Origin of the sequence: Paucibacter hankyongi (assembly GCF_037482915.1) — a bacterium.
Classification (GTDB): Bacteria; Pseudomonadota; Gammaproteobacteria; order Burkholderiales; family Burkholderiaceae_C; genus Paucibacter_A; species Paucibacter_A hankyongi.
Window position 1 is genome coordinate 131,027 of the sequence record NZ_JBBHJX010000006.1, and the last position, 12,184, is coordinate 143,210.

The 12,184-nt window shown below is 63.0% G+C and carries 11 protein-coding genes; 7 read left to right on the forward strand and 4 right to left on the reverse strand.

The window, feature by feature from the left end:
• The first annotated feature begins 131 nt into the window (after window positions 1-131).
• The 5 genes from WG899_RS11475 (at window position 132) to WG899_RS11495 (ending at window position 3,274) form a co-directional block, all read left to right on the forward strand.
• Window positions 132-1,025: an alpha/beta fold hydrolase gene (locus WG899_RS11475; protein WP_339595782.1), complete on the forward strand. Its 894-nt coding sequence runs from the start codon at window positions 132-134 to the stop codon at window positions 1,023-1,025.
• A 261-nt stretch (window positions 1,026-1,286) separates the two neighbouring features.
• Window positions 1,287-1,520, forward strand: a complete 234-nt coding sequence (locus WG899_RS11480; RefSeq protein WP_339595783.1) for a hypothetical protein — start codon at window positions 1,287-1,289, stop codon at window positions 1,518-1,520.
• Window positions 1,521-1,532: 12 nt separating this feature from the next.
• Complete coding sequence (locus WG899_RS11485; protein WP_339595784.1) at window positions 1,533-2,018, forward strand: hypothetical protein; 486 nt, start codon at window positions 1,533-1,535, stop codon at window positions 2,016-2,018.
• A gap of 318 nt (window positions 2,019-2,336) precedes the next feature.
• Window positions 2,337-2,570 carry a hypothetical protein gene (locus tag WG899_RS11490; protein ID WP_339595785.1) on the forward strand — a complete coding sequence of 78 codons (234 nt, stop codon included), beginning with the start codon at window positions 2,337-2,339 and terminating at the stop codon, window positions 2,568-2,570.
• 56 nt (window positions 2,571-2,626) lie between these two features.
• Entirely contained in the window at window positions 2,627-3,274 is a 648-nt protein-coding gene (locus WG899_RS11495; RefSeq protein WP_339595786.1) for a dihydrofolate reductase family protein, read from the forward strand.
• A gap of 21 nt (window positions 3,275-3,295) precedes the next feature.
• On the opposite strand, the gene WG899_RS11500 is transcribed toward WG899_RS11495, so the two are convergent.
• The gene (locus WG899_RS11500; RefSeq protein WP_339595787.1) at window positions 3,296-4,078 is read right to left on the reverse strand and encodes a fused MFS/spermidine synthase; all 783 of its coding nucleotides are present in this window, start codon (window positions 4,076-4,078) and stop codon (window positions 3,296-3,298) included.
• An 85-nt stretch (window positions 4,079-4,163) separates the two neighbouring features.
• Window positions 4,164-5,321: a serine hydrolase domain-containing protein gene (locus WG899_RS11505; protein ID WP_339595788.1), complete on the reverse strand. Its 1,158-nt coding sequence runs from the start codon at window positions 5,319-5,321 to the stop codon at window positions 4,164-4,166.
• Between the two features lie 391 nt (window positions 5,322-5,712).
• Between WG899_RS11505 and WG899_RS11510 the strand changes: the two genes are divergently transcribed.
• Window positions 5,713-8,532: a TonB-dependent receptor plug domain-containing protein gene (locus WG899_RS11510; protein WP_339595789.1), complete on the forward strand. Its 2,820-nt coding sequence runs from the start codon at window positions 5,713-5,715 to the stop codon at window positions 8,530-8,532.
• Window positions 8,532-10,658: a prolyl oligopeptidase family serine peptidase gene (locus WG899_RS11515; protein WP_339595790.1), complete on the forward strand. Its 2,127-nt coding sequence runs from the start codon at window positions 8,532-8,534 to the stop codon at window positions 10,656-10,658. Before WG899_RS11510 ends, WG899_RS11515 begins: the two co-directional genes overlap by 1 nt.
• A 26-nt stretch (window positions 10,659-10,684) precedes the next feature.
• On the opposite strand, the gene WG899_RS11520 is transcribed toward WG899_RS11515, so the two are convergent.
• Together WG899_RS11520 and WG899_RS11525 are read right to left on the reverse strand one after the other, a co-directional pair.
• Window positions 10,685-11,476: a helix-turn-helix domain-containing protein gene (locus WG899_RS11520; RefSeq protein ID WP_339595791.1), complete on the reverse strand. Its 792-nt coding sequence runs from the start codon at window positions 11,474-11,476 to the stop codon at window positions 10,685-10,687.
• 244 nt (window positions 11,477-11,720) lie between these two features.
• On the reverse strand, window positions 11,721-12,182 hold the full coding sequence (locus WG899_RS11525) for a methyltransferase family protein (RefSeq protein ID WP_339595792.1): 462 nt from the start codon (window positions 12,180-12,182) through the stop codon (window positions 11,721-11,723).
• Window positions 12,183-12,184: the final 2 nt, after the last annotated feature.

Consider the following 12,184-nt stretch of genomic DNA (forward strand, 5'->3'; position numbering starts at 1 on the left):
GCAGATGACTGAGAGCAGGGGAATGTGCAGCCTGCCTTAGCGATCCAGCAGCCTGTCGCAAGCCAGGCGACTTGGCAGGGGCGGCTTGATAAAAACCGGTTTCACTTTGATCCTCTGATGGCCTTTGACCTATGAAACTCGGTTCCCTGCTTTGCCTCCGTACTGGCAACGCGATACGTATCAGCATCCTCGCCTCAGCCACCTTGCTGGCGGCTGTAGCTCCTGGCATTGGCCGCGCCCAGCCCCCCGAAGCGGATGCAGGTTCAACGCTGGTGCGCTTGCATGGCGAGGCCATCCATCAATGGAGCGTCCATGCCAAGGACCCCCAGGGGACGGTGGTGTTCGAGAACGGATCGCGCGCTGAAATGGAGGGCTGGCGCGCCGTCATCGGCGCCTTCGCCCCTCAGGCGCAGACCTCGGCAGCAGGCACTGCAAAGCCTTGGTCCTTGTTTGCCTATGACCGCCCGGGCATCGGCCGTAGCGAGGCCACCGAACGTTCGCGGGAGGGGCGTCAGATCGTTACCGATCTGCATGACTTGCTCCAGCAACAAGGCCATAAGCCGCCCTATCTCTTGGTGGGTCATTCTTTGGGCGGGCTTTACATGCAGTTGTTTGCGCGCCTCTATCCGAGCGAGGTCAAAGGACTGGTCTTGGTCGACGCGTTGTACCCCGGTGTGATCAAGAAGCCTGATGATTTTCCCTTCTACACGCGGTGGGGCAAGGCCTTGTTCCTGAGCCGCATGGCGGCTCGGGAGATCGATGCGATTCACGCGACCGGCGAAACCGTGTTGGCGCTGCCTTGGCCGACGCAAATTCCGGTCACGCGCCTTGTCAATGTCCCCAAAGGCGCCGGTGCCATCGCGATCGATTTGGGCGTCGTGAATTCAGACGATGCGACGATCGCCCGAGTCCGCGGGCTCTACGCTGGTGCGAAGACGGTGGTGCTGGACTCTGACCACCAGATCCAAAAAGCCAACCCGGAGGCGGTGGTGCATGCTATTCAGGAAATGATGCTGCAGCGCTAAGGGCGCTTGGAGACAATCAGCAGTGACCAGCGAGAGGTGGGGCAGGGCCCTTGGAGGCAAGACTCAAACTTCCGGGTCAAATGGCTGGCCTGCTTCACCCGCCAGCCCAATTCAGCGAATACATTCAAGCTGAACTCGGATTTTGCATTCAGACTTGAGGTCTGGGCGCCTTGCCTTCTCCCTTCTCTTACCCGCTCGCGTCATGCACCCACTCGCCATCGCCGGGACACATGCGCCCGACACTCGAGGAAGCCTCATCCCATGAAATTTCACCAGCTCTCCTTCGCATTGACTGTCCTCAGCCTTGTTTCTGCTTGCAGCAACACCCGCCTGCAAACCCCCAGCGAGGCGGTGAACGAGATGAGCAAAACGAATCAACGTCAATCCGAGCGTCAATGCGATCAATACGGCGGTCAGGACCGGGTGAATTGCCAAAGAAAGATTCGGGAAGAGTACGAGGCGCAAAGAAAGAAGAACACCGAAGTCATTCGATGAATGGAACTCGGAATGACGCGAAACCTGAGCCGACTGTTTGTACTTTCTGTCGCCTGCCTGTTGATGACCTCTTGCTCGTCAATGCCCCTTTTCCCTTTGCCGCAAACTGAGGACGGACAGCGGGCGCAGGTCTTGGTGTATCGATCCCCAGCATTTGCTGCTGGCGGCGTCAGTCTCACGGTCGGCGTGGATGGAAAGGCCTTTGCCTACCTTTCACAATCTGAATACGTCATTGCAGATCTCGCGCCTGGGGAACGTAGCCTGTTTGTTCGAGCTCGAACCGGTGTTCCCACCACATACCCCCTCAGTCTTGTGCGGGGACAGCGTGCTTGTTTGAAGGCGACGCCTGAGAGTGAGGACATCTTTCATCAGGCGTTCTCTGGGGGCGCGGTGCTGCGCAGTGAAGGCTACGCTTTCTACATCGTGCCCATCACCTGCCCGACGGCTGATCGGCTTGGCCAGCTGACACGGGTCTCTGTTTCTTACGCTGCAAGTTAGGTCGAGGCCTTCAAGAGGGCTCATCTTTTTGCGAAGGATAGAGCCTGAAGAATTGGGCCCTGATCGTCGTTCAGTCAACCTGTCACCGAAAGCTAGGGCCGGACTTGGCCACGAGCCCTGTACATTCATGACTCCACACGCCCCGGGCATCTTCCTGCGGCGAGTGGTTTCTGAAAGGCCCTGTGCGTCATGCTGAAGTGCCCCTCTTGTGCGAGTGAGTCCATTTCCTTGTTGGGCGCTTGGCGTTCCAGTGTTGCGACGCCGGCGGCTTGTGGCTCTTGTGGCGCGAGCTGCTATGTCCCAAGGGCAGCCTCAGGCGTGCCCTTGTTGACTTCGGTGTTGGTTGCGCTGCTTGCTTTTGCTTTGGCATCTGCCCTGGAGTCATGGGCCGTGGCGGCGAGCGGGCTTGCTCTGGCTGTGCTGGTCTATGCCTTCATGTGGCGGCGCCTGCGGCCTGTTGCAGTTCTGGCCGTTCCAGCGCCTTCGCGGCTGAAGCCCAGCGCGGTCTTGGGCTTGGTCGATGTGTTGACGCTATTCACGCTATGGAAGTAAAGCCGTCGCGTTCGCGCGCCGGTCTTGTTTGAACCGATCAAAGAGAGCTTGTTGCCATGTCCAAAGTTCGCGTTGAAAGTTTCACGATCTCCCTGGACGGTTTTGGCGCCGGCCCCGACCAGGACCTGCAGAACCCCCTGGGTGTGGGTGGCGGCACTTTGCATGGCTGGCTGATGCCAACGCAGACCTTCCAGCAAAAGCTGTTTGGTCAGCCGAGTGGTGAGACCGGTATTGATGATGACTTCGCGGCGCGCGGCTTTCACAATGTAGGCGCGTGGATTCTGGGTCGAAACATGTTCGGCCCGGTGCGCGGCCCCTGGCCGGATGAGAGCTGGCGAGGCTGGTGGGGCGAGAAGCCGGTCTACCAGGTGCCGGTTTTTGTGCTCACACACCATGCGCGCGCGCCTCTAGTGATGGAAGGCGGCACGACGTTCTACTTCGTCACCGAAGGCCCGGAGGTCGCGCTTGCGCAGGCGCACGAGGCGGCCAAGGGCCATGATGTGCGAGTGGGCGGCGGCGTTCAGGTGATCCAGCAATACCTTCGCCAGCGGCTGATTGACGAGATGCACATTGCCATCTCGCCGGTGCTGCTGGGCCGCGGAGAGAGGCTGTTCGAGGGCCTGGATCTGCAGGCCTTGGGCTATGCCTGCACCCAGCATCAGGCCTCGGCAAGAGCGACGCATCTCGTCCTGTCGAGGCAATGAATCAGTGAACGAGCGGGTCTGTCAGCGGCGTATGGCGTCGCTGCCTTGCGAAGCCCGCATGGCGCGTTCAACTGCCGCCCAGGCTGGCATCAAGTCCGCGCGGGTCTGGGCGTCGAACTGACGCAGCTGGCGTGGATGTTGGGGCTTGAAGCGCTGCTCCAGCGGCGCTTTGCTGGCGAACACAATGGTGTTGCTGCCGTCGCGGTCCGGCACGCGCAGCACCTCGCCGGCAAAGCTGCGCTCAATGCGCGCGGCTTGCAATTCAAAGTCAGAATGCGCGGCGTGCAGATTCACCACCAGCAGGCCGTCGGGCTGCAGTGCGGCCTGGCAATCGTCGTAAAAGCGCTGTGAGCACAGGGCTTCGGGCTGGCCGCTGCCGTCAAAGCCATCGACCACCAAGACGTCGATGGGCTCGGGCGCGGCGCTGAGGTAGGCAGCGCCGTCGGCCAGCTTCACCTGGAAGCGGGCGTCATCGGGGGGTATGGAAAAGGCCTCGCGCAAGGCGATCACATGCGGGTTGATTTCAACCACTTCGATGCGGGTGGCGGGCATGAAGTGGTGACAAAACTTGGCCATGGAGCCGCCGCCCAAGCCGATCATGGCTAGGCGGGCCGGCGCAGCGTGGAAGAGCAGCAAGCCCATCATCAATCGGGTGTAGTCCAGGTCCAGCGCGTGCGGGCGCTCGGTCTGCATGCGACTCTGGATCTCGCTGAGCGAGAAGTGCAGGGCCTTGCTGTTGAGCGTCTCGTAGATGAAGGGCTTGGCGTGGTCGCTTGGATCGGCGGGGGCGGTAGGTTCGGACATGGGTCGGCCCATGATAGCGGCCGCGCTTGCCACCCGGCGGGCTTGGCCGTTTGTGCCGAATTAGTTCGACCCTCTCCGCTTGGACTCAAGGCGCTAACGCCTTTAGGCAGCGGGTGGCTAGGTCGCGGACGGTTTTGTCGGCCTTGGCGTCTTCACCGGCGTTGCTGGCCACGAGCACCGCGTCTTCGCTGTCCGGTCTGAGCACGATGAGCGCAAACCAGGCTTCGTTGCTGCCGGTGTGGGCTAGATGGCGGGCGCTCATGCCCGCCATGCTGCTTTGCGCCCGCCAACCGAGAGCAAACTTGCCGCCTTGGCGGGCACTCTGGTGCAGCAACTGGTAGCTCTCGGTCTTCAGCAATTTGCCGCGGCCATGCTCACCGGCCATCTGATCGATGGCGAATTTGGCCCAATCTTCCAAAGACATGTGGATGCCGCCAGCCGGCGCAACCACGGCCGGGTTGTCGGCCGCCAGGCCTTCGACCGCCAAGCCGGCTTTGTGGCCCAGGATTTGGCCGCGATGGGTGGCGCCGAAACCCGCGCTGCGCAAGCCCAAGGGCTCGAACAGTTCAACTTGCATCAGCTCTTCATAAGACTTGCCGCTGACCTGCTCGGCGACCAGCCCGGCAATCACATAGCCATTGTTGGAATAGGCATCGCTGCTCGCCCGTGCATAGGCCGGTGGCTGGGCCAGGGCCAGGCGAGCAAAGGCCAAACGCTGTTCATGCAGTGACCGCTTGTCGCGGTGAAACACGGCCACCCAAGATTCATCGATATCGGCCTGCAGGCCGGCTTGGTGGGCCAGCAGGTCGCGCAAGCTGACGTCTCGGTAAGCGGGCTGCATCTCGGTGGCCAGTGCGGGCAGCAACTGGCTCAGCGGAGCATCCCAGGACAAGAGCCCTCGCTCCACCAAGCGTGCCAGCATGGTGGCCGTCATCGCCTTGCCGTTGGAGCCCAGGTGCCAGACATCCCCTGCCTGCGCGCGCGCTTCGGCCCCTTTGGCTCGCAGACCCGTGACCGCAATTTCGGCAAGCCGACCTTGCCGAATCAACACGGCGCCCATGGCCGGCACGGCGCTACCCTCGACACTGGTTTGGAGCAGGCCGCTCAAGTCAAAACTCGCGGCTGGCGCAGCGGCAGAGGGCGCTGATGCCGCCGGTGCCGTTGAAGGGGCGGCGGCGTTGGGGTTGGCCGAGCTGGCGGCGGCAAAGGCGGTCAGCGCGATCATGCAGAGGGTGGTTTTCATATCTAGGTGAGGGTTGGACCGATTCAGTCGCGCTGTGCAGTGCTGTGTCGGGCGCTGGGGCTCGGTCTCGGTTGGAGGTATGACACCTGAACCTAGAGGCGCCGAAGTCCCAAAAGGGTTCAAGGTCGCATCATTTTTTTCCGCTGTTGTGCAACGCTGCGTCCGGCGTAGCCAGGCCGACATGGGGGAACTCGGTTTGGCAGGCTCGGCCTGGCGCCAGGTTGTTGCCTGCCTTTGCCCGTGCAGGCTTGGAGAACAGCGACGCCCGATTGAATGAGGGCTATGCGGGTTTTGTGCCGAATTCGGTCGGCCCGCTGCCGTTTGGCATCAAGACGATGGGGCCTGGTTTTTCTATTCTGAGCGGATCCTAAAAAAGCCCGCGAGGAGACGTATGAACAAGAAACCTAGCCCCAAGCTCAGCGCCATTGCCCTGGCCACGGTATCGGCCTGCCTGGCCTTGAGCGGCAGCCAAGCCGTCTATGCCCAAAGCAAGGACGCCGCTGCCGAGACGCAAAGCCTGACCCGCGTGACGGTCACCGGCTCGAACATCAAGCGCACCGACTTGGAGACCTCGCAGCCGCTGCTGGTCTTGAGCAAGGACGAGATCAAGGCTTCCGGCGCGCTAACAGTCGGCGATGTGCTGGCCAATCTGAGCAATAACGACCGCAGCGCCATCAGCGACCTGGGCGGCGCCAATTCTTGGGCCAGCGGCGCCTCGGGCGTGTCGCTGCGCAATCTGGGCACCGGCGGCACCTTGACGCTCTTGAACGGGCGCCGCTTGTCCAGCTATGGTTTTGCCGATGGCTTGCAGCTGAACTTCACCAATATCGACGCGATCCCGGCCAATATCATCGAGCGTGTTGAAGTATTGAAGGATGGCGCCTCGGCCATCTACGGCTCCGACGCTATCGGCGGCGTGATCAATGTCATCACCGTCAAGGACTTCAGCGGTGTAGGCCTGCAGCTGAGCGCTCAGCGCAATCTGAAGAACAGCTTCTTGGACGCTGACCAGCAGGCCTCGGTGACCGTGGGCCATGGCAACTTGGCGAGCGATGGCTACAACGCTTATGCGCATTTGGAGGTCTATAAGCGCGGCAGCTACAAGGACAGCGCGGTGCGCGACCTGCTGCCCGACTGGTATCTGGAACAGAACCCCTCGCGCGGCCAGCGCTCGGCGGGCTCCTTCCCTGGCAACTATGTCGGTAGCTACCCGGCCGACTACAAAGACCCGGCCCTGGCCGGCAAGCGCATCAACACGCCGGCCGCCGGCTGCGCCCCCGAGAACCTGATCGGCGGCGTCTGCCAGTACGACTATTGGAAGGACAGCGATGCCCGCCCGTCGACCCGGCGCGTTACGCTGCTGGCCGGCGCGCGCATGACCATCAACAAAGACCTGAGCGCCTTTGCCGAGTTCCAGGGCGCCGACATCCAGGCTGACTATTACACCAACATCCCACGCAGCAACCCCGGCAGCGTCTCGACTTGGTACGACAGCCTGAAGGGCGAGCTGCAAAGCTTCACCGACCCCAAGCTGCCAGCCAATCACCCGAACAACCCCTATGGCTTCCCCATCGGTTTGAACTACCGTTTTGTGGATCACCCGGACATGTTCAAGAACATCGGCGCCTCGCGCGACTTCCGTGTATTGGCAGGCCTTGAAGGTTCGGCCTGGGGCTGGGACTTTGACGGCGCGGTGGGCATGATGCAGTCGCACGCCACCCAGCGTCAGCACCTCTACAAAGATCGTTTCGGCTATGAAGAAGCCATCACCAGCGGCGCCTACAAATTCGGCCAGACCAACCCGCGTGAGCTGCTGGAAAAGATGTTCCCCGAGATGGGCTCTTCGGGCACCTACACGCAGCAGTTCGCCGATGCCAAGGGCTCGCGCGAGATTGGCAGCCTCTCGGGCGGCCCCATCATGCTGGCCTTGGGTGGTGAGTTGCGCCACGAGAAGTTTGAGCACCGCAGCATGGACAACATCTTGCAGGCGCGCATCGTTGGCTTCTCCGGCGTGGACATCTCCGGCAAGCGCGATGTCGGCGCCTTGTTCGGCGAGGTGAGCCTGCCCTTCACCAAGCAGATCGAAGCGACGCTGGCTCTGCGCGGCGACAAGGTCTTCAATGGCTTTGGCGCGGTCACGCCCAAGATGCAGCTGGCCTGGCGGCCGATGCGCGAGCTGATGCTGCGTGGCACGGTCACTCAAGGCTTCCGCGCCCCTAGCCTGCCGGAAACCGGCAATGGCGGCGCCTCCTGGTTCAACAACGGCTATTTGGACCCGAAGCGCTGCGACACCGCCAAGCAAATGCAAGCGGTGCTCAAAACCGGCAATGCCAGCGACAAGCTCGATGCCACCGAGGTCTATAACTCGGGTTGCTCGGTCAGCTTCCCATCGGCCATCACGCCGAATTCGAACTTGAAGCCCGAGTCGTCCAACAACTTCTCCTTCGGCATCGTGACCCAGCCGGTGGAGAACATCAACTTCACGCTGGACTACTACAACATCCAGCGCAAGGATGAGATCGGCGTGCGTGATGTCAACGAAGTGCTGGGCAATGAAGACGCCAACCCCAATCTGCTGCCGCGCGATCCGGTGTCGGCACGCGACAAAGACCTGGCCAAGCGGGTCAAGGAACTGTCGGGCAAGGACATCGGCTTTGCCGTCGGTTCGGTGCGTTCGCTGGGCCTGCAGTACCAGAACATGAACAAGACCAAGGTCTCGGGCCTGGATCTGGACCTGCGCAGCCGCTGGAAGCTGGGCGCTTGGGGTCAGCTGGACGCCGGCATCGAAGCCAACTACCAGATCGATGCACGCTACTGGGACACCACCAAACAGGACTACACCGAGAACCGCGTCGGCTACCGCGGCACACCGCGTCTGCATGCGATCTACAAGATCAACTGGGGCATCGCCGACTGGAAGTTGGGCGCGCGACTGAACCATTACTCCGGCACCCGTTTGAGCGCCGCGGACTGGGACACTGACAACAGCATCGAGGGCTGCGCCGACCGCGGTGTGGAAGAGGCCGATTGCCGCATCAAGCCTTGGTTGAGCACCGATCTGTGGTTGCAGTACAGCGGCTTCAAGAACTTCACCCTGTCCGCCAATCTGATGAATGCCTTTGACCAAAAGCCTTTGGTGGAATTGCGCCCCGGTTCCTCGCTGCCGCTGGGCGGCCGGGTCTTGAAAGTGAACCTGGAGGCACGTTTCTGATGTGGGTCGCCAGACTGGTGCTGCGTGCGCTTGCCGCGGCCATGTTGCTGCAGGCCGGTCTGTGCTCAGCACAGGCCGAGGACCCCTATCTTTGGTTGGAAGAGGTGCAGGGCGAGCGCGCGCTGCGCTGGGTGCAGGGCCAGAACGAGGCCAGTCTGGCGGCGCTGCAGACAGGCCCGCAATCTGCAGCCTTGAGCCAGAGTTTTGCCGAGGTCTTGGCCTCACCCAAGCGACTGGCTTATGCGCAGCAAGTCGGCGGCCATCTCTACAACTTCTGGCGTGATGCCGAACATCCGCGCGGCCTGTGGCGGCGCACCACCTTGGCCTCTTATCGCAGCGACATGCCGCAATGGGAAACCGTGCTGGATGTGGACCAGTTGAGTCGGGAGGAGGGTGCGCCCTGGGTCTGGGGTGGGGCGACTTGCCTGGTTCCCCAGACCCAGCGCTGCTTGCTGACTCTCAGCCGCGGCGGCGGTGACGCCCATGTGCTGCGCGAGTTTGACCTTGGCACGCGCCGCTTTGTGGCCGCATCGGCAGGCGGCTTCAGCCTGCCCGAGGCCAAGGGCACAGCCGCCTGGGTGGACCGCGACACGCTCAGCGTGGCCACCGACTTCGGCCCCGGCAGCATGACGGACTCGGGCTACCCACGCCAGGTCAAACTCTGGAAGCGCGGCCAGCCCTTGGCGCAAGCGCGGCTGGTGTTTGAGGCGGCGCCGCAGGACGTCAGCGTTTGGACCTGGGCCGAGCAGATCGGCAAAGCGCGCGTCCACATGATTGAGCGCCGCACCAGCTTCTTTGCCGGCGAGCAGCATGTCTTGCAAAAGGATGGGCGCCTGTTGGCGCTGAGCAAGCCGGCGGATGCCAGCATGAGCCCTTTTGCCGACCAATGGCTGATCGAGTTGCGCTCAGATTGGAGCTTAGGTGGCAAGACCCATGCGGCCGGCTCCTTGCTGGCGATCTCGCGCGCGGACTGGGCGGCCGGCAAGCGCCAGTTCCACACCTTGTTCAGCCCCTCGCCACGCAGCTCGCTGCAAAGCCATGTGGCGACGCGAAGCGCGGTCTTGGGCGTGCGCATGGATGAAGCTCGCCAGCAGCTGGTGCAGTGGCGCTATCAAAAAGGCCAGTGGCAAGAAACGTTGTTGCCGGCGGGTGACTTGGGCAGCCTGAGTGTGAGCGCCTTGGCCGGCCAGGACGCTGACCACTACCTGCTGACCCGCAGCGACTTCCTCACCCCAGCGCGGCTGGAGCTGGGCGAAGTGGGCCGGGCCGAGCGCCAGCTCTTGCAAGCTTTGCCCGAGTTCTTTGATGCCAGCACGCATGAGGTGCAGCAGCTGCAGGCGCGCTCCAAGGACGGCACGGCCGTGCCTTACTTCATCGTCAGGCCGCGCGGTGAGCTGCCCAAGGACGGCGCGCCGACACTGCTCTACGGCTATGGCGGCTTCGAGATCTCGATGAAGCCCAGCTACAGCGGCATCCTGGGTCGCGGCTGGTTGTCGCAAGGCGGCGTTTATGTGCTGGCCAATCTGCGCGGCGGCGGTGAATTCGGCCCGCGTTGGCATCAGTCGGCCCAGCGCGAGCATCGCCAGCGCAGCTTTGATGATTTCATCGCGGTGGCCGAAGACCTGATTCAGCGCGGCATCACCCGACCGGCGCGTCTGGGCATCATGGGTGGCAGCTTGGGCGGCTTGCTGACCTCGGTGGCTTTTGTGCAGCGGCCCGAGCTGTTTGGCGCGGTGGTCAGCCAGGTGCCCTTGACCGATATGCGGCGCTATCACCGCATGCTGGCCGGCGCCTCTTGGATCGAGGAATACGGCAACCCCGACATCCCCGAGCAATGGGACACCATCTCGCGCTACTCGCCCTACCAGAACGCCAGCGCCGCTAAGCCTTACCCCAAGGTGCTCTACACCAGCTCCACGCTGGATGACCGGGTGCATCCCGGCCATGCGCGCAAGATGGTGGCGCGGCTGCAGGAGCTGGGCCAGCCGGTGCTGTACTGGGAGAACCGCGAAGGTGGTCATGCGGGGGCGTCGACGCCAGCACAGCAGGCGCAGCTCTGGGCGCTCAGCTATGGCTTTTTGCGTGAGCAGTTGATGGGCCCCAAGCCCGTCACGAAGTCACCGTAAACAGGGCGTTATGACAAAAGGATCCATCAGGCAGCGGCGCGCCAGTGTTCGTCGCTGGGCGCAAGGTCTTGCTGACTGCCTTGCTGAATGCGCCGGTACTGCGAAGGCGTTAGGCTGGTGGTGGCCTTGAACTGGCGGGTGAAGGCGCTTTGGTCGCTGTAGCCGCATTGCATGGCAATGGCCGCCACGCTCATATCGGGCGCTTCCACCAAAAGGCGGCGCGCCGCGTCCAGGCGTGCTTGCAGCAGCATCTCGCGTGGGCTGAGGTGGAAGATGCGCTGGAACAGATGCTCGACCCGGTCCAGCGTCAGCCCGGCCGCGCGCGCCCAGTCGCCCAGATGCAGCGGCTGGTCAAAGTGACGCCGAATCTGCTCGGCCAGTTCGGCGATCTGGCCATAGACCGGGTGGCTCTGGTCGGGTCGCCCCAGGTCGCGCGAGATACCGGCCACGCCGAGCACCGCGCCGGGCTGTTTGCCTTGGGGCTCGTCGCGCAGCGGTAGTTTGTGGGTCAGGCACCAGCCGGCGCCGCCGTCGGCATAGAGGTGCAGCTCCAGGTGGCGCTGCATGGCTGCGCCGCTGCTGATGACGCTGCGGTCTTGCGCCCAAAAGGCTTCGCCCATGGCGCCGGGAAAAATCTCTTTGGAGGTGCGCCCGAGTAGCGCCTGCTTGGAGCGCTGTGCACTGCGCCGCACCAGGGTCTGGTTGACGCGCAAGTAGCGGCCGTCGCGGTCTTTGACGAAAAACACCACATCGGGCAGCGGGTCGAACAAGGCCTCGACCACGCTCAGCTCGCACAGGCGCAGGGCATCGGTTTGCATGGCGACTTTTTTCTTCTTCAATCCTTGGGGCAGGGGAAGGGACAAGGCGGGTCAAGAACAGCGTCTGCGTGTGACGCTTGGGGTGACCGTTGCAGAGGCTGGGGTCGCCGACTCTGCAATTCCGACCCGACCTCATGAGGCGTTTCAGATTGGCACCAAAATTGAGTATATGTTTAATATATCAGTGCTTTATTGGGGTTTCCCTGGGCTCCGTTTGGCCCTGCGGACCCGTGGCCACTCCGGTTCAGAGCCAACGGCGGGTGCGGCGCAGATAGGCTTCAAAAGGGGCGCCCAGGCCGAGGCGCAGGGCGCGCTCTTCGGGCTTGATCTGAAACTGCGTGAGGTAGGCGCAGAAGGCTGGCAAGCAGAGCAGCGCCGCCAGCGAGCCCAGGGCGAGCAGCAGCGCAGCCAGCAACAAGGCCATGCCCAGATACATGGGGTTGCGACTCAGGCGGTACACGCCGGAGCTGACCACTGCGCTGGCGCGCTCCGGCTGCAGCGGGTTCACCGTCGTCTTGGCTTGGCGGAAGGCCCAGACCCCGGCCAGCGCAACACCGAGGCCCAGCAGGGCCAAGGCGCCGGCCGCCAGGCCTTGGCCGGCAAAACTGAATCGCGCGGCCGGCAAAGCTGTGGCCAGGCCTAGCGCCAAGCCGGCGCAGAGCAGCAGCACCAGAAGCGGGGGCAGCTTCAATTCCAGGGCGCGCATGC